This window comes from Paenibacillus mesotrionivorans (assembly GCF_046098205.1).
Taxonomy (GTDB): domain Bacteria; phylum Bacillota; class Bacilli; order Paenibacillales; family NBRC-103111; genus Paenibacillus_AR; species Paenibacillus_AR mesotrionivorans.
On the sequence record NZ_JBJURJ010000015.1, the window covers coordinates 86430 to 110122 of the forward strand.

Here is a 23693-nt window from a genome sequence, read left to right on the forward strand (position 1 = left end):
CTAACGGCGGTGAGAGACGCTATTTGCCCCAAAACGGGAGTCTGCCAAACCTAACGGAAGCAGGAGACGCTATTTGTCCAAAATAAGGCTTGCGTCGGGGTCATTTGCCCCAATAGAGGCTGTGGCCGCCGTTAGATTTTCTGAAGGAGCATTTTCGCTGAAATAAGGGCTCTCATGTCCGTTAGATTCCAGCGTGGCCTGACGGCCATCTCCCCTGGTGAAAGCGGGGGCGAAAAGATGACACTTTCGTATCAAATAAAGGAGGATACAGCCCATGCCCCGTCCCGCCAAAAAGCGGCAGCTGTCCCTGGAGCTGTCCATTACCTGGACCGCCGGCTGTGTACTGCTGCTTGTGGCCAACATGACCATCTTCCGGCAGCTGGATGCCAGTGTCGGCGATCCGTGGTTTAACTATATCCTGGGCGCAGCGATTCTGGTCCAGAGCATCTATATCGGCATCCGTCTCTACCGCCTCCACGGCGAAATCGTCTACGCCAACTCGCAGATTGAACGGGTGGATGCCCTGGATGACACCAGCTTTGCGGAATACATAGCCCATGTGTGCGAAGGAGAAGGCTGGAGCAGCCAGGTTGGCCGCTCCGCAGATGCCGGTACTGTTCTTTATCTGGAAAAATCGGGCACCTGCCTGCAGTTGATTCTGCATACGGCCCGGCGGCGGTTGACCGGCGAGTATGTGGCCATAGCGGCGAACACCCTGAACGAATCGCCTCATCCCTTGGGAGAGGCCGAGCAGTGGTGTTTGGCTAACACCAGCTTTACGGACCGGGCACGGAAGGCGGCGGCTGACTACGGACTGCGCCTGGTGGACCGGAAGGAGCTGATCCGGCGGCTGGCCAAAAGCGGCTCGGCGCCGTTCCTTCATAAAGCGGGCCGGCGGAAATAGCGGGGTCTGTGATGGACTTCATAGCTGTGAAGCGGCCAAGCATGGTTGAATGATGATTATTTCGCATCCGGGAGGAGGCAGCCCATGACGGATTTCGAACACTCCGAACATAAGCCCGGTCAGGCTGCAGACAACAACCGCAAGCAGGTTTCCCTGAAGGGAACCTTCGTTTCGGTTATGCTGCTGGGAGGATTTTTGGCCCTCACATGGCTTTTGGTTTTTATTCTGTTTTTATCGCAGAACGGGTGATGGCTCTTCTTGCCGTAGCCCAACCTGCCGCGCAGAAGAAGGGAGCTCAATAGATGCCCATCCACCGTCTGGAGAAAATCTGGTTAACCTTTGGCATTGCCATGCTGGCCGTTTTTCTGGCGGTGCTGGGCATCGGCGCTTTTGCCATGGGGATGGAGCCGCCCGGAAGCCATGGAACCCATGCTGTGGACCCGGTAACGGTCAGCTCGGAGCCCCCTTTTGACACGCCGGGGCTGGTCCAGATCGGGGAGAATGAGTACAATGCCTATGTGCTGGCCTTTGCCTTCGGCTTTAGCCCGGTGGATATGGAGGTGCCCCGGGGTGCCCGGGTGCACTTTTATATTACCAGCCAGGACGTGGTGCACGGCTTCTCCATTCCCCGCACCACCGTGAATTTGATGGCAGTGCCCGGTGAAATTAACCACATGACCTATACCTTCGACAAACCGGGAGAATATCTGGTGCTGTGCAATGAGTATTGCGGGATCAGCCATGAACAGATGGCCACCCGGATTGTGGTGAAATAGATGGGGGTGCCGTCGTGAGTTCCACCGTCCATAAGGGATCGATTGACCGCAGGGATGCTTCTGTTGTCCTTGCGTTTGTGCTGACCGCCTTTATAGCCCTTCTTATCGGAGGCTTCGCCGGGCTTCTCCAGGGGATGGCCCGGGGGATGAATCTGACGCTGCCCTTCGGCATGAGCTATTATCAGCTGCTGACGGCACACGGCGTGCTGATGGCGCTTATTTTCACCACTTATTTCATTATCGGGTTTCTGCTGGCGGGCTGCTCGAAGGCGTTGGGCGGGGTTCTGCCCTCCCCGGCGCGGCGGCTGGCCTGGACGGGCTTTGGCCTGATGACGGCGGGAACCGTTCTTGGCACGGTGCTGATCCTGCTGGATCAAGCGACGGTGCTCTATACTTTTTATGCGCCCATGCAGGCTTCCCCTTGGTTCTACATCGCCCTGGTGCTGCTTGTAGCCGGAAGCTGGCTGCCGGCCTTTAGCGTGTTTTATTGCCTGCGGGTCTGGAAACGCCAAAATCCCGGCGGGATTACGCCACTCTTCATGTTTATGTCGGCGGTTACCATGGCCTTGTGGATGGTGGCGACGCTGGGGGTCGCCTTCGAGGTTATCGCTTTGCTGATTCCCTGGTCCTTCGGCTGGGTCGACCGGGTGCATGTGATGCTGTCCCGGACACTGTTCTGGTATTTCGGCCATCCGCTGGTCTATTTTTGGCTGCTGCCCGCTTATATCTGCTGGTACACGGTCATCCCGAAGGTGATCGGCGGACGAATTTTTAGCGATGCGCTGGCCCGGCTTTCCTTTTTGCTGTTTCTTGTATTCTCCGTTCCTGTGGGCTTTCATCATCAGCTGATGGAGCCGGGTATTCCAAGCATTTGGAAGTACATTCAGGTGGTACTCACCTTTATGGTCATCATTCCTACATTGACTACGGCCTTTTCCACCTTTGCGGTGTTTGAGCTGCGCGGCAGGGAGCTGGGGGGTAGGGGGCTGTTCGGTTGGCTCCGGCTCATGCCCTGGCGGGATGTCCGGTTTTTCGCTCCGTTTATGGGCATGCTGGCCTTTATCCCCGCGGGTGCAGGCGGCATCATCAATGCCTCCAACCAGATGAACGCAGTGGTTCATAACACGCTGTGGGTGACGGGACATTTGCATCTGACTGTGGCCACAACGGTCGCCCTGACCTTTTTCGGCATCACCTATTGGCTGATCCCTTCTATTCTGGGGAAGACGCTCACGCCGGGTATGCACCGGCTGGGTTTGATCCAGACCGTACTATGGCTGGTGGGTATGGTGTTTATGTCCGGCTCCATGCATACGGTGGGCCTTCTGGGCTCTCCCCGCCGCACGGCGTATACCACCTACGGGGATCATCCGGACAGTGTCCTTTGGATGCCTTATTATGTAGCAATGGCAGTGGGCGGCACCATTCTATTCGCAGGTGTGCTGCTGATGATGGTTAATGTGGTCCGGCTGCTTAGGGCGCCAACCGGAAGCACTGAATTTCCCGTGGCCGAACCTGCGGAGGGAGCCGCGCCTGCACCCCGGCTGTTTGAACGCTGGGGCGTATGGATGGCCGTGGTGGTGGCGTTGATCCTGGCAGCCTATGCCGTCCCTGTTATGGATATGGTGGTCAATCCGGTGCCGGGTTCACCGCCTGTAGTGACTTGGTAATAGTAACGGATCCATCCCGTGAAAAAAAAGGCTCCGGCTTGCCTTGTTTTTGAAGGCGGCTGGAGCTTTTATTTTGCCGGTGGCTGGTGGACGCTAGTACGGCGTTTGCCTTGCGGACCGACGATCCGTTAATTCCCACAAAACGAGTATTTTCCGGACCCAACGGACCGTGAATCCGTTATTCGGTGCAAAAAGAGTGGTATGCAGATGATGCGGGCACAATAACGCCTTCTGTGTCCGTGAAATCTGCAAAAGCGCGAAAAAAGTAGAAATAAGGGAGCCTCAGTCCGTTAGCAACAAGCTAACTCTGGAGCAGCAGATTCCTCACCCTACCCGATAGTGCTCTTCCATACAGCCGAAGTACACCCCTTCTCCATTCATCTCAAACTGACCCTGAGGGAAGGGGATAATGGACGTAAAGGAGCAAACAACATGTCCCAAACCCTGCAAAATCCATGTGCTAGTGCCATTTCCATTAATTTCAAATCCACTCAACTTAGGAAAGTATTTTGCAACATTTAGACATTATTTCAACCCAAATCCGAACATTCGGAGCGAAGATCACAAAATAGTCAAGAATTAACGCAACGCGTCACATTTCGGACAAAGTTTCACGTGAAAATTGATTATGAAAACGTAATCAATTGTCAAAATAAAATCTTTTTAATGTAAGCGTTTGTACACTCTTTACGAATGCAAAAAGTTTAGCTATAATCAGAATCAATAAAGGGTTGTGAAATTATTCACGTAAAAGATGTGAAATTATTCACGTAAAATCGTTACAAACTTCACACTAGTTATTACCAGTTCAATATGATACTGTGATAAGTATCATACTAACGTGAAGCATTCGACATAACCCAGAATATAGCTCTAGGAGGCGGAGATTAACATGGCAGTTAAAGAAACCAAGTTAAAAGAGCAGATGTCAGTTCAAGAACAAGTGGATCTTCTGGTTTCCCGCGCAAAGCAAGCCTATCAAGAGTACATGAAGCTGGATCAGGCGCAAATCGACAAGATCGTTCAAGAAATGGCTCTTGCCGGGCTTGACAAGCATATGTATCTGGCTAAGCTGGCAGTGGAAGAGACCGGCCGCGGCGTGTATGAAGACAAAATCACCAAGAACATCTTTGCAACGGAATATATCTATCATAGCATCAAGTACGAAAAAACCGTCGGTGTTATTGAAGAGAACCCGTACGAAAACTTCAAGAAGGTTGCTGAGCCTGTAGGTGTTGTTGCAGGTGTAACTCCCGTAACCAACCCGACTTCGACTGCCATGTTTAAATCCATTATCTCTGCCAAAACCCGTAACCCGATTATCTTTGCCTTCCATCCCTCCGCTCAAAAATGTTCTTCGGCAGCGGCTAAGGTGCTTCTGGATGCAGCAGTGGCTAACGGCGCTCCGCAGCACGCGATTCAATGGATCGAAGCTCCTTCCATTGAAGCTACCAACCTGCTGATGAACCACCCGGGTGTGTCCCTGATCCTGGCTACCGGCGGTCCTGGCATGGTAAAGGCTGCTTACAGCACAGGCAAACCGGCTCTGGGCGTAGGCGCAGGCAACGTGCCCGCATTCATCGAGAAAACAGCAAACATTGCGCAAGCAGTTAATGATATTATCCTGTCCAAATCCTTCGACAACGGCATGATTTGCGCATCCGAGCAAGCGGTCATCATCGAAGAGCCGATCTATGAAGTAACCAAGAAGTGCTTCGCCGACCAAGGCTGCTACTTCCTGAACCCGCAAGAAATCGAGCAGCTGACCAAGCTGGCCATCAACCTTGAGAAGTGTGCCGTTAACCCGGTTATCGTTGGCCAATCCGCTGTGAAGATTGCCGAAATGGCTGGCCTGAAGGTTCCTGCCAACACCAAGATCCTGATCGCCGAGATCAGCGGCGTAGGCACCAAGTTCCCGCTGTCCGCTGAGAAGCTGTCCCCGATCCTGGCTTGCTACAAGGTTAAGACTGCAGAGCAAGGCATCGAACGCGCGGCTGAAGTTGTTGCATTCGGCGGCATGGGCCACAGCTCCGCGATCCATTCCAATGACCAAGACGTGATCACTGCTTTCGCTAACCGTCTGCAAACCGGCCGTGTTATCGTCAACTCGCCTTCCACACACGGCGCTATCGGCGACATTTACAACACCAACCTGCCTTCCTTGACTCTGGGCTGCGGCTCCTACGGCGGAAACTCGACTTCCTCCAACGTAACTGCAGTTAACCTAATCAATGTGAAAAGGGTGGCGTACCGTACTGTGAATATGCAATGGTTTAAGGTACCGCCGAAGATCTACTTCGAAAAAGGTGCAACTCAATACCTGTCCAAGATGCCTGACATTTCCCGCATCGCAATCATTACTGACCCGATGATGGTGAAATTCGGGTATGTAGAGAAGATCGAATACTACCTGCGCAAGCGTCAAAACCCGGTTTATGTGGAAGTGTTCTCTGAGGTTGAGCCCGATCCTTCCGTAGAAACTGTAGAACGCGGCCGCGCTATGATGGAACGCTTCCAGCCGGACTGCATTATCGCACTGGGCGGCGGCTCCGCAATGGACGCAGCTAAAGCAATGTGGCTGTTCTTCGAATATCCGGACACCGACTTCTCTGCTATCAAGCAAAAGTTCATGGATATCCGCAAACGGATCTACAAGTACCCCCGTCTGGGCAAAAAGGCCAAGTTTGTGGCCATCCCGACTACTTCGGGTACCGGTTCCGAGGTAACCTCCTTCGCGGTTATCACCGACAAGAATGCAGGCAACACCAAGTATCCGCTGGCTGACTACGAGCTGACTCCGGACGTTGCCATCATCGACCCGGAATACGTGCTGACACTGCCGAAGGGCCTTGTTGCCGACACCGGTATGGACGTTCTGACTCACGCCATCGAAGCTTATGTGTCCATCATGGCTAACGATTACACCGACGGCTTGGCTATGAAGGCTATCCAGCTGGTATTCGAAAACATCGAGAAATCCTATGCCGGTGATCCGGTTGCCCGTGAAAGAATGCATAATGCATCCACCATCGCAGGTATGGCCTTCTCCAATGCCTTCCTGGGTATCAACCACAGCTTGGCTCACAAATGGGGCGCAGAATTCCATACGCCGCACGGACGGACCAACGCCATCCTGATGCCGTATGTAATCCGCTACAATGCAACCAAACCGACGAAGTTCGCTTCGTTCCCGAAATATGATCACTTCATCGCCGACCAACGCTATGCCGAAATCGCGCGTGTTCTGGGTCTGCCTGCTGCAACCACTGAGCAAGCTATCGACAGCCTGATCAAGGCTATCCAAGACCTGAACAAGAAGCTGAACCTGCCTGCAACCTTCCAGGAAGCCGGAATTGATGCCAAGGAATTCGAAGCCAAGGTTGACTACCTGGCCGACCGCGCCTTCGAAGACCAATGCACCACAGCTAACCCGAGAATGCCGCTGGTTATCGAACTGGCCGACATCTACCGCAAGGCTTTCTACGGCAAGGAGTAATCAATGTCCCCCAAAAGTAAAGAGAAGCTTTGCAGCATAATCCGATTACTTTTGGGGGAGCCCCCTATAAATAATTACCGCAGAGGGACAGGGAAACCTGTCTCTTTGTTTTTTTGCGGAGAAGGGATTGGGTTGCTAACGGACACAGAAGCCCTTATTTGGCTAAGTGTCGCCGAAATTGCTAGGATTTTGACTAAATAAAGGCCTGTGAGTCCGCGAAAATCCGAGAAACAGGGAAACGGGGGGAATAAGGGTTCTACGGTCCATTACACTAGCGGAGAGCCGCGGCGGATATCCATGTTAATATCGTAGGTGACGCCGGATAACCCGTGCGGGAACAGAGCCGCCACACGCAAAAAAACCGGAATGCGTGGGATCGCATCCGGTGCAAAAGATAAGTATAAAGAAAGTTCAAATCCGGCAAATTTCCGGAGGGCAATTAGGGCAATTCACAATACTTTTCAAATAGAGCAGATCATGAATGATAATCTGGCCTTGTTCGTAGCTGATCACGCCTTCTTCCTTATAGGTGCTCAGAAGCCGGTTGACGCTTTCGCGGGTAGTGCCGATCATGTTGGCCAGGTCGGTATTGGTCAGCTTGATGGCGAGCTTGATGCTGCCGTCCTCGACTTTTTCGCCGCAGGTATTGGTCAGCCGGATCAAGGTGGAGGCAAGAGCGCCGGTTTTGCCGAAAAGCATCAAATCCCGGAATTTGGACTGGGTGGTGCGTTGCATGAGTCCCATCCACTTCATAAATTCAACCGCAAAGTCCCCGTGCTGATAAATCAAAATCTCCAGGTCCTTCTGCTGGACAACGCCGATGACACTGTCCTTAATGGCTTCACCGTTGTAGCCGTAATGCATGTCGCCGTAGCCGCCGAATTCGCCAAAAAAATCTCCCTTTTGAAGGATGTTAAGGATCAGTTCCTTGCCGTCTTCAGTGGATTTGGTGATTTTCACCTGGCCTTTTCGGATATAAAACAGCTTCTCCGCCTTGTCGCCTTCCCAAAAAACATGGGAGCCTTCGGGCGCATTCTGGGGATACATAATATTTTCCAGACGGGACACGTTCTCCGGAGAGAGAAAATGCCCGATTTGATAGCTGCTGGGGGTAAATTCCGGACGGGTATCCAATGAGCTCATAGATCTGTCCTCCTTCCAGATTAAATTTTGGCGATAGTGACTTTTTTCATATCTTTATTGTACACGAAATTTTTTTGCCTTCCAATGAAATTATTATGTCGTTTTGTCCACGCCGCTCAAATAACGGGCATATCCCAGCGGATTGCGGTACACCGCCCTCCAAACCTCGTGCATCCCCGCCTCGCCAAAGCTGTAGCGCTGGTCTCTTCCGTTGGCCTCAATAAAGATCAGATGGCCATCCTCCATAATGCCCATGTCCAATCCCAGATCCGCCAGGCCGGGCAGCCGTCCGCCTAAAAACTCCGCAATTTGCACGGATAACTGACCGATTCTGTCTTGAAGCTCCGCGCCGTTCCAGCCGGGAAAATCGGCAAATACCTGCTCCATGGTCGCTACCTTCCCGCCTTGAGCCACATTGGTCAAAAAAGCACCGGTACGGGCCACCTTCGCCACCATTCCCGTTGTCTGCCACAAGCCCGATTCATTCTTTTGCACGGATACCCGGATATCGAAGGGACGCCCTTGATATTTGGCCAGCGGCAAAAAATACTGAACCAGAAAGCTGCGCTTCCTGAGCCTCCGGACCAGCTCTACGGGCAGGCGGCTGCCAAAAAATTGTGAGCGCCAGGCGCCTGTTTTGGCGGAGCGGTATTTCCAGCGCCATTTGCCCCCTTCCGACAGGCTGAGCAGCATGATGCCTTGTCCTACACTGCCATTGGAGGGTTTTACGATAAGCGCGGGATATTCCCGCATCAGCCGCTCCAGCACCTCCGGCCTGGCTTGCTCTGTTAAGGGCAGATGGGGCCGGATCACCGGACTTTGCTCCAAAAGCCGGTGCAGCATCAGCTTGTCGTAGCGGGTATGCAAATTAAAAATCTCCAAGCCTTCCCTGGAGAGAGCCTCCAGTCTGGCCCGGGAGCGGGAATCCAAATGGATGGCGCGGTTATGAATCACAGCAGGCGTTTCCACCACCCTCCGGGCATACCGCCCGCCTTGGCGCACCAGCGCAGGTACATGGCGTTTAGGACGCCCCGGCGCTAAGCTTGACAGCTTCAGGTAACACAGCGCGAGACCATGGGCGGCAGCCGCTTCTTCATAAAAGGATATTTGTTCATGGCCGGTTTTTCTTCCTTGGCACATGCGGTCGTACACGGAGGCATTCAGAAGAATGCCGACATACCGGTTTTGCGTCATGATCCACCCTCCTCTCCAACAGAATATGGCTTCCGGGCGAATCCGCATGGATGTTTGTCTAAGCCGCCATTCCTTTTTACGCATAAGCTTGTAGAAGAAGCTACTGCAAAAGGAGGTGCCGATCGTGATGATTAAACCGAAGGTTGCCTTGATCTCCCCCGGTTCCTTCATTATTCCCTCCGGCGTCAGCAGCTCTGTGGAGCAGGTGATGGAGGAGCTGGCCAACCGCCTCGGTGTGCGTACGGACTGCACAGTATACGGGATTCGTACTCCGGGTATACCTGCACGGGAAATCCGGGGGCCGGTCCGGTATCTCCGCCCGTCGGGCAGAAGGAACTATCTGCCTGCGGTCATCAAAAGCCTGAGGCAGGAGAATTATGACTTAATTCAAGTGGACAACCGCCCGAGAATGGCCAGAGCGGTCAAAAAAGCGCTGCCCGGAAGCCGGGTTTGGCTGGCGCTGCATTCTTTGACCTTCGTTTCCCGGCGGCATATCGGAAGACAGGAGCTGGCCAACTGCTTCCGTCATGTGGAGCGGATTTTGGTTAACAGCCGCTACTTGGAGGAAGAGATTGCGCGGCTGGTTCCCGAAGCGGCATATAAGCTGCAGGTGCTGTATCCCGGTGTGAACACCGGCCTGTTTTTGCCCAGGTGGGAGGGGGAAGGTGCGCGGCTGCGTGAGGAAAAGCTGCGGGTTATGGGCTATACCGGCAAAAAAATCATCCTTTATGCAGGCAGGCTCCGTGAGATCAAAGGGGTCCACCATCTGCTGGAGGCCATGCCCAGGCTGGCGGCACAGTATCCCGACGCCGTCCTGCTCGTAGTCGGAGGCGCCTTCTACGGCTCGAAACGGACTACGGATTATGTGCGGAAGCTCCACCGCATGGCCCGGTCTTTGCCCAGGAATGTGCGCTTCGTACCCTACGTCCCGCATGAGCAGATGCCGGAATGGTTCAGGCTGGCGGATGTGGCAGTGATGCCCTCCCCCAGACGGGAGGCCTTCGGCCTAGTCAACGTGGAGGCTATGGCCTCCGCTGTCCCCGTGGTGGCGGCAGATTCAGGCGGCATGCGGGAAATTATCCTTCATGAGGAAACGGGCTATCTGGTTCCTGTGGGATATTTAAGCGGAGGGATAGCCGACGCGGTAGGGAGGCTGTTGGCCGATCAAGAGCTGGCCAGACGTATGGGGGAGCAGGCAGCCTTGCGTGTGCGGGAGCAGTTTACCTGGGAGAGCGCGGCTGTCCGCTGGCTGATGCTGGCCGGCTTCGGCTTGGTTTTTTAATTTGATTCATGGGTATCCGCCTATTTTCCGGAGGTTCCAGGAACCTGCATCTGGGTGTTTGGCATATGTTACAGATGACTAGTTCTGTAAGCATTCGCCCATAGCACAAATGGAAGGGAAGAGCCCCATGAAACCTAAAAAACTGCCCGTCGGCAGGGAACGCAAGGATGCGGGTAAAGGCACCATCATCAACGCTCACCAGTCTGAGTTGCGGTGGCTGGATGAACAACCTGCGGAAGCCAGAATCACTAGAGACAGACGGCAGCAGCCGGAACGGGCTCCCGGAAATGATGCGGAAGCAGCACCGGCGCCGTCATCCCGGGCTGTGCCGGAAGCGCCCAGGCTCGTTGTGCCGGAAGGAACGCTGCCGGCTGCACTTGCAACGCCTCCCGCAACTGCTACAGTAGACATCCGGGAGCAGCCACCCGAACTCCCGGCTCCGCCGGTGCAGACCCCGGCTGTCCAGGAGACGGTGAGCATCCACAAGGCCATCGCACCCGAACGCCCGGTCCGCTCTGCCAAGGAAGCCGTCATCCGGAATGTGTCCGCCTCTCCCTCCAAACCCCGGCAAGCCGACGCAGGCAAGCTTTTGGAGCGGAAAGTGGAAATTCCCCAGGCTCCCGTCATTTATACGGATGACATTACCGATCAGGCTGTAACCGGAAGCAAGCTGGCGGATCATTCCGTCACATCGGATAAAATTGTTCCGGGCTCAGTGGGGACCAGGGAACTGGAGGATTACTCTGTTACGGAGGGGAAGCTTTCCATAGGGGCGGTTACCTCCAATAAGCTGGCGGATGAATCCGTAGGGGAGGAGCACCTCCGCGATGGGGCTGTAACGGCCAACAAAATCGGATTATACAGCATTACCGCAGACAAACTGGTGGACGGCTGCGTGACCCGGGAGAAGCTGGCAGATAAAATCATCGGCGGCATGCAGGTGGAGGACGGTGCAATCGAAGGCAAACATCTGGCCGGGGGCATTGTCGGGCCGGAGCATCTGCGCAGCCAATCCATCGGACCGGATCATATTGCCGTGGCTTCCATCGGGGCATCCCAGCTGCTGAACGGAGCGGTCAATTCCGCCAAGCTGGGGAATGGCTCCGTGTTGGAGGAGAAGCTGGCAGATGGGGCCGTCACCTCGGAAAAGCTGCGTTCCGACAGTGTGGAAACCCGTCATCTTAAGGCGGATTCGGTGCAAAGCGGGCATCTGCAGCCGTTCTCCGTCACGTCCCGCCACCTGGAGGATGGATCGGTTACCGAAGGAAAAATCGGGAAGGGTGAGGTTGGCCCTGCCCAACTGCGCCAAGGGGCGGTAGGCCAGGAGCATCTGGATGATCAATCGGTCACAACCCGAGCCCTGCAAAAGGAGGCGGTCACCGGCGAGAAGCTGGCCGCTGAGGCGGTCCGCGGGACGCATATCGGAGCGGATGAAATCCGCACCGCCCATCTGCAGGCCGGATCCGTAACGGCGGAGAAGCTGGCGGAAAGCAGCGTAGGCACCTCCGCTATCCGTAAGCGTGCCGTGATCCTGGGCCAGCTGGCTATCGGCTCCGTAGGCGCCGAGGAAATTCTTCCGGGTGCCGTAGGGGCAGCTGCTTTGGCCAACGAAGCGGTAACCCGGGAGAAGCTGGCGGCGGACTCCGTCGTCGGGGCCCACATTGCCGCGGATGAAATCCGCACCGTACATCTGGCCAGCGGCGCGGTGACGGCAGATAAACTGGCGGCGGACAGTGTAACGGCATCGGCCCTGGCCAAAGGCTCCGTGACCGCCGATAAGCTGGCGGCGGACTCCGTAGGCGCCGAGCAGATTCAAGCCGGCTCCGTAGGCGAGCAGGCCTTGGCAGCCAACTCCGTCACAAGTCACAAGCTGGTGAAGGGCAGTGTAACGGAAGATAAGCTGGCGGTGGATATTATCGGCAGCGATCATTTGAAGCAGGAAACGGTAAGAGGCTATCACATTACCAAGGGTGCCGTGCACGGCTACCACCTGGAGCAGGATGCCGTTACCAACGACAAGCTGGCTGATGAATCCGTATACGGCGCCAAGCTCCGCGCGGCCTCTGTCACCTCCCGTCACCTGGCGGACGGGACCATAGGCTTCCGTCATCTGGCTCCTTCCTCTGTAGGCGGGGAGCAGGTGATCCAGGGCAGTCTGCAGGGAAAACATCTGGCGGACGGCGGCGTAGGTCCTAATCAGATCGCACCGGATTCTATCGGGGAAGCCCATCTCCATAACCGGGCTGTGACCACCGACAAGCTGGCCTCCGGTGCAGTCACCGGCGACAAGCTGGCAGTGGAGGCTGTAGCCAGCAAACACATGAAGCCCGGCGCGGTTCATGGCTTCCATCTCCAGCCCAGCTCCATTGGCGCCAGCCATTTGGAGAAGGGGATTCTGAAGCAGGAGCATTTTGGAGCGGGCTTTATCGACGCTTCCATTCTGGCGCCCTCCAGTGTCCAAGGGCTTCACCTGGCGGACGGCACAGTCACCGACGGCAAGCTGGCCGCCCATTCCGTAGAGGGACGCCACCTCCGCGACGGTGCTGTGGCCGCACGGCATCTCGCCCCCGGCAGCGTAAGCGGGCTGAATATTCTGCCGGGCAGCATTACCACCGCGCATCTGGGTGCAGTGGAGCTGGATGCGGGCAGTATCGTCAATCTGCAGGTAGGAGCAGAGGAGCTGGTCAACGGCAGCGTCACCTCGGAGAAGCTGCTTCTGGATTCCGTTCACAGCGGCCATATCCAGGAGAAATCCATTCTTGCCGGGCATATCGGCCCCGAATCCGTGCTTACGGAGCATCTGCAGGATGGGACGGTTACCGGAGCGAAGCTGGCGGAGAAAACAGTCACCGGCAGCCACCTGACGGAAGGGACTATCGACGGCACTCATTTGGCCGAGAGTTCGGTTAGCGGCCGTCATGTACGTGACGGCTCCATTGCCTCCCGGCATCTTCTGCCCGGCAGTGTGGGCGGCGAGCACCTGAAGCCGGCCAGCATCACGACGGCCCATCTGGGGAATGTGCAGCTGGATGCGGCCAATATTGTGAATCTTGTGGCCGGCACAGAGCAGTTGGGCAACGGAAGTGTGACAGGGGAGAAGCTGGCTGCGGATTCGATCTACAGCGGTCATATCCGGGCAGGTGCCATCAGTGCGGAGCATATCGGCGCCCGGGTCATCCAAGAAGGGCATCTGCAGGATGGAGCGGTGAATGCCGCGAAGCTGTCGGCAGGGGCTGTCGGCGGAATTCATTTGGGAGACGGCGCTGTAACCTCCCGCCATCTGCTTCCGGGGAGCGTGGCAGGGCGGCATCTTCAGCCCGGCAGCATCACCACGGAACATCTGGGTGCGGTAGAGCTGGATGCGGCCAATATCGTCAACCTTGTGGTAGGCAGCGAACACTTGGGCAATGAGTGCATCACGTCGGAAAAGGTGGCTCTTGCCTCTATCCGCAGCGAGCATATCGACAATGATGCCATTTTTTCGGAGCATATCAGCACCCTTGCCGTGCAGGAGGAGCATTTGCAGGATGGCGCCATAACGGCGGCGAAGCTGTCGGAAGGGGCTGTGCACGGGGTGCACCTGGCTGAGGAAACCATCGGCAGCCGCCATCTGCGTGACGGCATCATCGGCATGCGGCATTTGTCTGCGGAGGTTTCGGGCATGCTGAAGCAGGCTTATACATGGGTGGAAGAGGCAGGCAACACCCTTCAAGCCATAATCGATAGCACAGGAATTGCCGACGGAGCGGTAGACGGCAGCAAGCTGGCGGACGGAGCGGTAGACAGCGGTAAGCTGGCAGACGGAGCGGTAGACAGCGCCAAGCTGGCAGATGGAGCGGTAGACGGCAGCAAGCTGGCAGACGGAGCGGTAGGCGGCGCCAAGCTGGCGGATGGTGCGATAGTCGGCAGCAAGCTGGCGGACGGAGCGGTAGACGGCAGCAAGCTGGCAGACGGAGCGGTAGACGGCGCCAAGCTGGCGGATGGTGCGATAGTCGGCAGCAAGCTGGCGGACGGAGCGGTAGAAGGCAGCAAGCTGGCAGACGGAGCGGTAGACGGCGCCAAGCTGGCGGACGGAGCGGTAGACGGCAGCAAGCTGGCGGACGGAGCGGTAGACGGCAGCAAGCTGGCGGATGGAGCGGTAGACAGCGCCAAGCTGGCAGACGGAGCAGTGGACGGCAGCAAGCTGGCGGATGGAGCGGTAGACAGCGCCAAGCTGGCAGACGGAGCAGTGGACGGCAGCAAGCTAACGGACGGAGCGGTAGCCGGAAGCAAGCTGGCGGACGGAGCGGTAGGCGGCAGCAAGCTGGCGGACGGAGCGGTAGGCGGCGCCAAGCTGGCAGACGGAGCGGTAGACAGCGCCAAGCTGGCAGATGGAGCGGTAGACGGCGGCAAGCTGGCGGACGGAGCGGTAGGCGGCGCCAAGCTGGCAGACGGAGCGGTAGACAGCGCCAAGCTAGCAGATGGAGCGGTAGACGGCAGCAAGCTGGCGGACGGAGCGGTAGTCGGCAGCAAGCTGGCAGACGGAGCGGTAGACAGCGCCAAGCTAGCAGATGGAGCGGTAGACGGCAGCAAGCTGGCGGACGGAGCGGTAGTCGGCAGCAAGCTGGCAGACGGAGCGGTAGAAGGCGGCAAGCTGGCGGACGGAGCGGTAGTCGGCAGCAAGCTGGCGGATGGAGCGGTAGGCGGCAGCAAGCTGGCGGACGGAGCGGTAGAAGGCAGCAAGCTGGCAGACGGAGCAGTAGACAGCGCCAAGCTGGCCAAAGAAGCCGTAAGCGAGGAGCATCTGGCGCCTTCCCTGCGCAAGAAATTGCAGCAGGTTACCGTAGGACCGCAATGCGGCGCATTCTCCTTCCGGTTTCCGGCAATGCAGGAAATCTGCCAACTGGAGATTACGCTGGGCCTTCCTTATCCCGACACCAGCTACGTTTTGGTAGCCATGACTAATCATCCGGCCTGCTACGCCGTGTTGAAGGAGCTTCATCCTGACCGGGCCATCGTCGAGCTGGTACGGACCAAAATCAGCGGCGATATATCCGGCGCAGTCAGTTGGATTGCTACTTCCATGAGTTAAGCCATCTTCGTGGGCATTGAAAAACAGGACTGCTTCTGTACGGATATTCATCCGTGCAGGGCAGTTCTGTTTCCTTCCGGCGAAGGGGTTAGGCACGCGAGCGCACTTGCTTATTTCTAACGGCGGCTAAAGACGCTATTTTGCCAAATTATCCACCTTTTTAATTCTAACGGCGGCCAGAGCCGCTATTTGGTCCTTTCGGCCGGTTTGGGGCCCGAATCGAGGCGAATAGCGGCCGTGGCTTAAGTTAGATTTTTGGGACAGGCTTTTAAGCAGGAATAACGGCGCTCACCGCCGTTAGAATTTTGAAGGTTACTGGAAACCCGCGCCGCCTATTCTCTCAGCTTCGATCCCGCGTCTGCCGTTCCACTAACCCAGGTTTTCACTCCTGCACCCCATACTCTTTACACTCGCCTCCCCATCCGCATCATCCGATCGGCCAGAGTCGAGTCCGCCGTTGCGCTCCATAGCTCCTTGTCCCGGCGATCCCCCTGGAAACTTGTATAGGTTTGTTGAACATGTCCCAAGGCAGCTGCGGAAGCCCGATTGCTGCAGCGGAGAAGGCAGGTGTCCCGGTTTTGCCTACGCCCGCCCGCGCCCGCAGTGTGCAAGAGCCGTTACACTCTTTTCCCGGTTACATACTATAGGATGAAACCAAGGACATTCGGAGGTGGCATATTTGGTCCAAGTTAAGCGAACCCGAAAAGGAAAAGCTCCGTTCCGGCGGAAAACCGCCGCTTTGGACGTCCCGGCAGGGGGGCGGCCGCTGCCTATCCAAAACGCCGACCAGCCTAAGGTTTCCGTGATTATACCCGTCATGAACGAACGAAGGTCCATTCAGGCGGTGATCCGGGCGGCAAGAAGCGTACATCCGGAAGCCGAGGTCATTGTGGTGTCCAACGGCTCCACCGACGGCACCCGCCAATTGGCGGAGGCGGCCGGAGCGCGTGTGCTCTTTTTTCCGGAGCCGCTGGGCCATGATGTGGGCAGAAGCATCGGCGCTCTTCATGCCAAGGGCGAGATTCTTGTATTTACAGACGGGGATATTGTCATTCCGGGCAGCCAGCTGCGTAGCTTTGTGACGGCGGTTGAAAATGGGGCGGATATTGCCTTGAACACCTATTCCGGGGCTGTGGAACGAATGCAGGTGCACAGTGTGGTGCTGGCCAAATACGCACTGAACGCTGTGCTGGATAAACCTGAGCTCAAAGGAATGTCGCTGACCGCTATTCCGCATGCCATGAGCCGGGAAGCAGCCAAGCGGATCGGTTTTGAACATCTGGCGGTTCCTCCCTTGGCCCAGGCCATCGGCGCCGTTTCGGGCTTGAAGCTGGTACCGGCCTGTTATGTGGAGGTAGGCAGCACCAATCCTGCAAGGCGGAGAAGGCGGAAAAACGGGCAGGACCCGCTGGAGCATCTGATTCTGGGTGACCATCTGGAGGCCATCGGGTGGCTGCTGGAGCAGAATGGTCCCCGTGGCCGGTTTCCCGACCCGCCCAAACGAAGGGATGTGATCCGGTGAAACCTGTAATCCCTATAATTCCTGCACTCCCCTCTGCATTAACCCGGGAGAAGACAGCCGCTCCAGGCTCCGCCGGAGACAGCCGCCCGGTGCGCATATCCGCTGCCGGCGGCAAACCCCGTGCCAAAGCGGGACGTGCCCGTGGGCGCCGGCCCCAACCCTCCGCCGGAGCCCGGGGCAAGGCCCGCCGCCTTCCGGCTAAGTCTCGGCGACTGGGCGCCCGGGCGGCAGGAGCTGCCGCCGGCCGCTCCGCTGTCCGGGGCCTCCACGCCGCCGGAAAACAGGCTGCGGCGGCCAGCCGGGCTTGGGCCCGCTGGTGGAACGGCCGGTCCCGCAGCGGGCCGGGAAAAGCATACCTCCAGCAAGCCCGCAGCTTTATGCTGGGGTATGCCAAGGCCTCCGGCCTGCCCGTTGGCCGGAAGCTCCCGCTGCCGACGGAACGAAGCGTTGCCGCCGTGATTCACGCGGCCTCCGGCCATCCGTCCATAAGTGCGGTACTGGAGCAGCTGGGCCGGCTGGCGTTGGATGAAATCATTGTTGTGGCGGGCAGCCTGCCGGATGAAAAAAGACGGCTCATCCGGGAGCACCCCGCCGGTCCCGTGCTGGTCCATTATCCCGAGCCCTTGGGCTATGGGGCCGGCAGGGCGGCGGGCGCCAGATTCGCCGCATCGGATATTGTGATGTTCCTGGAGGAGCATGACCCGGTCCAAGCAGAACAGCTCCTGCCCTTCATCGCCTCCATTGCCAAAGGCAATGATCTGGCGGTATCGGCCATGCCCGGCCAGCAGGGGCCCTTCGGAGGCCGCGATCCGGCTGCCATGCTGAAGGAATTCATGAATTTGACCCAGGGACGGCGGGATCTGGGGACCGCTTCACTGGAGCATTGTCCCCATGCCCTCTCCCGGAGAGCACTTGACCGGCTGGGAGCAGCCAGCCTGGCTGTGCCGCCCGTGGCACAAACCGCAGCTCTTCTCCAAGGGCTGCGAGCCGCTGTAGTGCCCTTGCCCACCTCTCCGTTCAGAAGGGCCGGCATCCGGCAGGAGCTGTATCCCTTCGGCGCCGGGCCTGAGGTGCTGATGGGGGACCGGCTGGAGGCGTTGCACGAGCATCTCCGCGCCACCGGGCCGCGCTCCCGGTATCCGGACCGTCTGCGCAAGCGGGAAGCGGCGAAGGGGGCAGCCACATGCGAATGACCAGCATCGTCATTCCAACCCGCAACGGGCTGGAGCTTCTGGTTCCCTGTGTGGAGGCCATCCGTGCTTATACGTCCACACCGTATGAAATCATTGTTGTGGACAACGGCTCCACCGACGGAACGCTGGACTATTGTGTGAGGGAGAAGCTGGCCTTTGTTTCCTATCCGGACAATGCCGGCTTTCCCGCTGCCTGCAATGCCGGCTTGAAAATAGCGATGGGAGATGCGCTTCTGCTTCTGAACAACGATGTGGTGGTGACCCACCGCTGGCTGGACAATATGCTGGACTGCCTGGACGCAAGCCCGGATATCGGCGCCGCCGGCCCCTGCTCCAATTACGTCAGCGGCCGCCAGCAGGATGCTGCGCCCTATAACACGATGGAGGAGTTTCATGCCTGGTCCTCCCTGCGCAACACTCCGGACCTCTCCCGGCGTATTCCTCTCGAACGGCTGGTGGGCTTCTGCCTGCTGTTCAAGCGGGAGGTCATGGAGCGGATCGGCTATCTGGATGAACGGTTTTCGCCGGGGCATTACGAGGATGACGATTACTGCTACCGGATCAGGCTGGCAGGCTTCCGGCTGATGATGGCCGGGGATACTTTCGTGCACCACCACGGAAGCGCCAGCTTCCGGAAGCAGGATAACGCAGCGCTCATATCGCTGATTGAAACCAACTACCGCAAATTTATGGATAAATGGGGGATTGATCCCCGCCAATATATATGAGCACCTGAAGGAGGAGAAGGCCGGTGAAGGGAGTTATTCTTGCGGGCGGCAAAGGCACGCGCCTTTATCCGCTGACGCGGGTTATTAACAAGCACCTGCTTCCCGTCGGGCAGCTGCCCATGATTATGCACGGGATCAACAAGCTGAAGGAAGCCGGCATCACAAGCATATGCATTGTCACGGGCAAAGGGAGCGCCGGACAATTTGCGGAATTGCTGGGGAGCGGCTCCGAATGGGGAGTTGCACTCCATTATTGCATCCAGGATGACGCAGGGGGAATCGCCCAGGCATTGGGTCTGGTGGAATCCTTCGTCCGTCCGGGGGAATCCTTCGTGGTGATTCTGGGCGACAATCTCTTCGAGGCTTCCCTGTCGCCCTTTATACGCGCCTTCCGGGGCAAGTCCGGCCAGGCGGCGGTGCTGTTGAAGGAGGTAGAGGACCCCAGGCGCTACGGAGTCCCCCATCTGACAAACGGCCGCATCAGCCGGATCGAAGAAAAGCCCGAGCATCCGCCGTCCCAATACAGCGTAACCGGGATTTATTTTTATGACGACGCCGTTTTCGAGATCATCCGGTCCATTCATCCCTCCAAACGGGGTGAGCTGGAAATCACCGATGTGAACAATGTGTACGCGGCCCGGGGGACGCTCTCCCATCATATTCTGGAGGGCTGGTGGATGGATGCGGGAACCTTCGAATCGCTTGCTGCGGTCAACGGGCTGGTCACAAGCACCGGCGGTGCGGGAAAATAACACGGAAGTAGCCGCTTTTGCTGCGGCAGGAACCCTGTTATTTCAGGTTAGCATGCGCGGACATTTACCAAGGAATGGAGGGATATGGCCATGAAGCGGTCATTGAAGCGGCAGGTCCGGCGGCGGTTGCCTGTCCGGAAAACCAGACGGAGCCCTGTGCCTGCAGGCTCCCCGGCAGCGGTAACGACATCAGCTGTTGCACTGGAGGAGAAACGGGCGGCCGGCTTCCGGCTGGGCTTCGACTACGGCTACAGCTGGGGAAGGAGCAATTCGGTTTTGATTCAGGCGCCTCCCCAGGTGACGAACGTATGGGATATCCGGGTGTTGTTCGTTATGTCCGGCAAGGGCGTCCCTTATTCTCCCATTGATCAGGCGGTATATGAGGCCCTGCAAGCCAATGCCAGAGAGTGCATTGCCGTATCACCATTCGGGCCTATTCTGGAGCTGGTGGATCAGATGAGACCGGAGCTGGTGCTGGTTCTGGAGGGAATGGAGCTGCCGGTGCAGGTGGTGGATGCGCTGCGGATGCGGGGGGTCCGGACGGCGGTCTGGTTCACTGACGATCCGTACTACGTGGATGTGACGGAGAAGATTGCGGTGCATTACGACGATGTGTTCACTCTGGAGCTGAACTGCGTACCCTTTTACCAATCCATCGGCTGCCCCCGGGTCCATTATTTGCCCTTGGGGGCCAATCCGGGTGTGTTCCGGCCGCAGCCTGTTGAAACCACCTACCGCCGGGATGTTAGCTTTATCGGCTCCGCCTATTGGAATCGGGTTTCCTTCGTCAGCAGAATTCTGCCGGCATTGGAGAGCTGCAACTCCATGATCTCCGGATGGTGGTGGGAGCGCCTGCCCGCCTTCACACGGCTGGGTCCCCGGATCCAGTCCGGCGTATGGCTTACCCCTGAGGAAACAGCCAAGTTTTATTACGGCTCCCGCATTGTGCTGAATGTACACAGAGCCTATGATGACGAGTCCTACAATTGCAATGTCCGCAAAATTCCGGCCCTTTCGGTAAACCCGCGGACCTTCGAGATTGCCGCCAGCGGCGCATTCCAGATGACCGACGAACGTAGCGATCTGCTGAACTATTATAAGCCTGGCGAGGAAGTGGTCACCTTCGCTTCCCCCGAGGATTGTATGGAGAAAATCCGGCATTACCTCAACCACGAGGATGAGCGGCGGGAGATTGCCCTGCGCGGGCTGCGGCGGACATTAGCCGACCATACGTACCACAAACGGATTCAATCGCTATTGAGCAGTGTGTTTGCAGACGAAACTCCATAAAGACACGAGGTGGTGATCGTGATGAAGCTGTGCATTTTGGGCGGCAACGGTATGGCGGGCCATATGCTGGTGGATTATTTCCGCAGCAAAGAGGGGTGGGAGGTTACCTATACCTCCCGCGACAGGAAGGATCCCCATGCTCTGTACCTGGATGCCGGGGACGAGGGGCAGGTTTTGGCACTGTTGGACCAGCTGCGTCCCGATGTGGTGATGAACGCCGTAGGCATCCTGAACCGGGACGCGGAAGAGCATGAAAGGCTGGCCTACCAGGTGAACGGCCTGTTGCCCCATCTGCTCCGGCGGAAGCTGGAGGAGTGGGCAGGGAAGCTGGTGCATATCAGCACGGATTGTGTGTTTTCCGGGGAGCAGGGGGACTATACGGAGTTTGACCTGCCGGACGGAAGCACCGTTTATGCCATCAGCAAAGCCATGGGCGAGGTCCGCCATCCTCCGCATTTGACAGTCCGGACCTCCATTGTCGGACCGGAAATCCGCAGCACCCGGATCGGCTTGTTCGACTGGTTTATGTCGCAGCAGGGCGAGGTCAAAGGGTTTACCCAGGTCTATTGGAACGGGGTGACGACGCTGCAGCTGGCTAAATCCGTAGAGCAGATGCTCGCCGCCGGCACCTCCGGGCTGGTCCATCTCACCGCCCCCCAGAAGGTCAGCAAATACGAGCTGTTGGGTTTGTTCCAAGACATGTTCGGCAAAACCGATGCGGTTATTGTGCCCGACGACCACTTCCGCCAGGACCGGACGCTCCGCTGCACCAGAACAGAGGCTGCCCTTCTGGTTCCGGAGTACCGGACCATGCTTGCCGAGATGCGGGATTGGATGAGGGCCCATCCGTCCCGGTACATCTGATGGAAGCGGGGGATCCACATGAGCATACGAAACGGGCGGCGGAAATCCAGGCAATCCGCCTTGAGCTATGAAACCGGTTATGCCGCCGGGCGGTCCCACGGTTACCGGACCGGATGCTGCCAAACCGTCCTGCAGAGCGTCAGTCCGCCGGTCTACCCGGTTTTGCCTCTGCGGGTGCTGTACATCCGGCAAGGATTCGAAGCCATTGACCGGGGAGTGGAGGAGGCGCTGTCCGCCTTGGTCAGCGAGCCGTATACAGGCAATCCCGGGGATCTGTACCGCCTGGCCTCCGAGCTCCGTCCCGACCTGGTGCTGGTCATGAACGGTCTTCATGTGTTCCCCGAGAATCATCTGGAGATGGTCGCCCAGATCCGCGCCCAAGGCATCCGGACGGCGGTTTGGTTTGCAGACGATCCCTATTTTACGGATTGGACCCCTTCGGTGGCCGTCCAATACGATTATGTATTTACCCATGAGCTCAGCTGCGTGGAGCTCTACCGTCAAGCCGGTAATCCCCGGACCCATTATTTGCCCTTGGCCGCCTCCACCGCCATCTACCGCCCCATGGCGGTGGAGAACCGATACCATAGCGATATCTGCTTCATCGGCAACGGCTTTCCCAACCGGATCGGTTTTTTCAATGAAATCACCCCCTTTTTGACCCGGCACAGGATTGTGATCATCGGAGCTTTATGGGAACGCCTGGCCGGCTATGAAAAGCTGGCGGAGAGCATACGGCTGTCATGGACGCCGGTGGATGAAACCGTCAAGTTCTACAACGGAGCCAAGCTGGTGATCAACATGCACAGGGGGGCCGTGGACCCCGTCTACAGCAAAAATGCGAGGAATATCGAAGGCCGCTCCATCAATCCCCGCACTTACGAAATCGCCGCCTGCGGGGCGCTTCAACTGACGGATATCAGGGAGGATCTGGCCCTGTACTATACTCCCGGCCAGGAAATCGTCCCTTATGCTTCTGCCGCCGAATTTGTGAATCTGGCCGATTACTATCTCCATAACGAGGCGGAGCGCAACCGGGTTGCCGTCCGCGGGTTACACCGCACCCTTCGGGACCATTCCTTCCGGTCCAGACTCTTCCAACTGCTGAATACCGTATTCCCGGGAGAATCCATATAGGAGACCAAGCGCCTTTTTCCAGCCATGTGGATAAAAATCCATTCCTTCCAATTCACCCTGCATATGTTGTAGAAGTAATAGGGAAGGAGGTGGAACTATGGCCATTCTGTTAGATCAACAGGTATCGCAAAACGCCAGCACCGCTAACGCCATCGCAATTCCGCTCAGCGCTACGCCGGCATTGTTCGGCACATTGGGCTTGAATGTCAGCGGGGCAGGCACAAACCTTAGGGTGCATTTTACCGCTACAGTGACTGCAGCTGCATTGGTTGCAGTCCTGACGCCTGTTACTATTGACATTTTCCGGGTAGTAGGCGGTGTATCTACCTTAATCTTCTCTGTGACGGAGAACCTTCCGGTTGGTACACTCGTATTGTCGCAAACTGTTGTTACCGCCAACGGTATCGATTACAATCCGCCTAACGACGGCTTTATCGTCTATCAGGCATTTGTAAGCGCCCCTGGACTTCTGGAAGTATTCCCCACCAGAGTCGGGCCGGAGAGCTTCAATGCCGAAGCTTATTCCGACTAATGTATGGCAGAGGTCCCGCCAACGGGTTATCCCGGGCGGGGCTTTTTTTTGTTGGAACAAAGGGCGTAAGCGGAGGGATTGCTGTCCCTTCGGGCATAGGATAAAGTACGCATCGAATAATGGTTATGCGCTGGCGGTC

Annotated in this window: 17 protein-coding genes; 15 read left to right on the top strand and 2 right to left on the bottom strand. The window is 57.3% G+C overall.

All coding sequences use genetic code 11. From position 1 onward, the window contains the following. Positions 1-274 precede the first annotated feature (274 nt). From ACI1P1_RS21440 to adhE, 5 genes are all read left to right on the top strand, one after another. Positions 275-904: a restriction endonuclease gene (locus tag ACI1P1_RS21440; protein WP_416218488.1), complete on the top strand. Its 630-nt coding sequence runs from the start codon at positions 275-277 to the stop codon at positions 902-904. Between the two features lie 84 nt (positions 905-988). Continuing rightward, on the top strand, positions 989-1153 hold the full coding sequence (locus ACI1P1_RS21445) for a cytochrome c oxidase subunit 2A (protein WP_416218489.1): 165 nt from the start codon (positions 989-991) through the stop codon (positions 1151-1153). A gap of 53 nt (positions 1154-1206) precedes the next feature. After that, positions 1207-1680, top strand: a complete 474-nt coding sequence (locus tag ACI1P1_RS21450) for a cytochrome c oxidase subunit II (RefSeq protein WP_416218490.1) — start codon at positions 1207-1209, stop codon at positions 1678-1680. Positions 1681-1694: 14 nt separating this feature from the next. Then, positions 1695-3350, top strand: coding sequence for a b(o/a)3-type cytochrome-c oxidase subunit 1 (locus ACI1P1_RS21455; RefSeq protein ID WP_416218491.1), 1656 nt, complete (start codon positions 1695-1697; stop codon positions 3348-3350). A gap of 892 nt (positions 3351-4242) precedes the next feature. After that, complete coding sequence (gene adhE / locus ACI1P1_RS21460) at positions 4243-6846, top strand: bifunctional acetaldehyde-CoA/alcohol dehydrogenase (RefSeq protein ID WP_416218492.1); 2604 nt, start codon at positions 4243-4245, stop codon at positions 6844-6846. 411 nt (positions 6847-7257) lie between these two features. Here the strand turns inward: adhE and ACI1P1_RS21465 are convergent, their stop codons facing one another. Further along, positions 7258-7989 (bottom strand): Crp/Fnr family transcriptional regulator, encoded by a 732-nt coding sequence (locus ACI1P1_RS21465; RefSeq protein WP_416218493.1) that lies wholly within the window; start codon positions 7987-7989, stop codon positions 7258-7260. 93 nt (positions 7990-8082) lie between these two features. After that, positions 8083-9183, bottom strand: coding sequence for a YheC/YheD family endospore coat-associated protein (locus tag ACI1P1_RS21470; protein WP_416218494.1), 1101 nt, complete (start codon positions 9181-9183; stop codon positions 8083-8085). 127 nt (positions 9184-9310) lie between these two features. On the opposite strand from ACI1P1_RS21470, the gene ACI1P1_RS21475 reads away from it, so the two are divergent. The 10 genes from ACI1P1_RS21475 (at position 9311) to ACI1P1_RS21520 (ending at position 23554) form a co-directional block, all read left to right on the top strand. Beyond that, on the top strand, positions 9311-10465 hold the full coding sequence (locus ACI1P1_RS21475; RefSeq protein ID WP_416218593.1) for a glycosyltransferase family 4 protein: 1155 nt from the start codon (positions 9311-9313) through the stop codon (positions 10463-10465). Between the two features lie 127 nt (positions 10466-10592). Further along, positions 10593-15536, top strand: a complete 4944-nt coding sequence (locus ACI1P1_RS21480; protein WP_416218495.1) for a WIAG-tail domain — start codon at positions 10593-10595, stop codon at positions 15534-15536. 670 nt (positions 15537-16206) lie between these two features. Then, positions 16207-17058: a glycosyltransferase family 2 protein gene (locus tag ACI1P1_RS21485; protein ID WP_416218496.1), complete on the top strand. Its 852-nt coding sequence runs from the start codon at positions 16207-16209 to the stop codon at positions 17056-17058. Beyond that, on the top strand, positions 17055-18251 hold the full coding sequence (locus ACI1P1_RS21490) for a glycosyltransferase (protein WP_416218497.1): 1197 nt from the start codon (positions 17055-17057) through the stop codon (positions 18249-18251). The genes ACI1P1_RS21485 and ACI1P1_RS21490 overlap by 4 nt, the downstream gene beginning before the upstream one ends. Continuing rightward, positions 18242-18979: a glycosyltransferase family 2 protein gene (locus ACI1P1_RS21495; RefSeq protein WP_416218498.1), complete on the top strand. Its 738-nt coding sequence runs from the start codon at positions 18242-18244 to the stop codon at positions 18977-18979. Before ACI1P1_RS21490 ends, ACI1P1_RS21495 begins: the two co-directional genes overlap by 10 nt. A 23-nt stretch (positions 18980-19002) precedes the next feature. Further along, positions 19003-19731 carry a sugar phosphate nucleotidyltransferase gene (locus ACI1P1_RS21500; protein ID WP_416218499.1) on the top strand — a complete coding sequence of 243 codons (729 nt, stop codon included), beginning with the start codon at positions 19003-19005 and terminating at the stop codon, positions 19729-19731. Positions 19732-19821: 90 nt separating this feature from the next. Beyond that, positions 19822-21021, top strand: coding sequence for a CgeB family protein (locus ACI1P1_RS21505; protein WP_416218500.1), 1200 nt, complete (start codon positions 19822-19824; stop codon positions 21019-21021). Positions 21022-21042: 21 nt separating this feature from the next. Then, complete coding sequence (locus ACI1P1_RS21510; protein WP_416218501.1) at positions 21043-21885, top strand: SDR family oxidoreductase; 843 nt, start codon at positions 21043-21045, stop codon at positions 21883-21885. Positions 21886-21903: 18 nt separating this feature from the next. Beyond that, positions 21904-23022 (top strand): CgeB family protein, encoded by a 1119-nt coding sequence (locus ACI1P1_RS21515; RefSeq protein ID WP_416218502.1) that lies wholly within the window; start codon positions 21904-21906, stop codon positions 23020-23022. A 97-nt stretch (positions 23023-23119) separates the two neighbouring features. Beyond that, the gene (locus tag ACI1P1_RS21520) at positions 23120-23554 is read left to right on the top strand and encodes a hypothetical protein (protein ID WP_416218503.1); all 435 of its coding nucleotides are present in this window, start codon (positions 23120-23122) and stop codon (positions 23552-23554) included. Positions 23555-23693: the final 139 nt, after the last annotated feature.

Coding starts and splice junctions, on each gene's coding strand:
- ACI1P1_RS21440 (WP_416218488.1), top strand. CDS start 275: ATGCCCCGTCCCGCCAAAAAGCGGCAGCTGTCCCTGGAGCTGTCCATT.
- ACI1P1_RS21445 (WP_416218489.1), top strand. CDS start 989: ATGACGGATTTCGAACACTCCGAACATAAGCCCGGTCAGGCTGCAGAC.
- ACI1P1_RS21450 (WP_416218490.1), top strand. CDS start 1,207: ATGCCCATCCACCGTCTGGAGAAAATCTGGTTAACCTTTGGCATTGCC.
- adhE (WP_416218492.1), top strand. CDS start 4,243: ATGGCAGTTAAAGAAACCAAGTTAAAAGAGCAGATGTCAGTTCAAGAA.
- ACI1P1_RS21465 (WP_416218493.1), bottom strand. CDS start 7,989: ATGAGCTCATTGGATACCCGTCCGGAATTTACCCCCAGCAGCTATCAA.
- ACI1P1_RS21470 (WP_416218494.1), bottom strand. CDS start 9,183: ATGACGCAAAACCGGTATGTCGGCATTCTTCTGAATGCCTCCGTGTAC.
- ACI1P1_RS21475 (WP_416218593.1), top strand. CDS start 9,311: ATGATTAAACCGAAGGTTGCCTTGATCTCCCCCGGTTCCTTCATTATT.
- ACI1P1_RS21480 (WP_416218495.1), top strand. CDS start 10,593: ATGAAACCTAAAAAACTGCCCGTCGGCAGGGAACGCAAGGATGCGGGT.
- ACI1P1_RS21495 (WP_416218498.1), top strand. CDS start 18,242: ATGCGAATGACCAGCATCGTCATTCCAACCCGCAACGGGCTGGAGCTT.
- ACI1P1_RS21505 (WP_416218500.1), top strand. CDS start 19,822: ATGAAGCGGTCATTGAAGCGGCAGGTCCGGCGGCGGTTGCCTGTCCGG.
- ACI1P1_RS21510 (WP_416218501.1), top strand. CDS start 21,043: ATGAAGCTGTGCATTTTGGGCGGCAACGGTATGGCGGGCCATATGCTG.
- ACI1P1_RS21515 (WP_416218502.1), top strand. CDS start 21,904: ATGAGCATACGAAACGGGCGGCGGAAATCCAGGCAATCCGCCTTGAGC.
- ACI1P1_RS21520 (WP_416218503.1), top strand. CDS start 23,120: ATGGCCATTCTGTTAGATCAACAGGTATCGCAAAACGCCAGCACCGCT.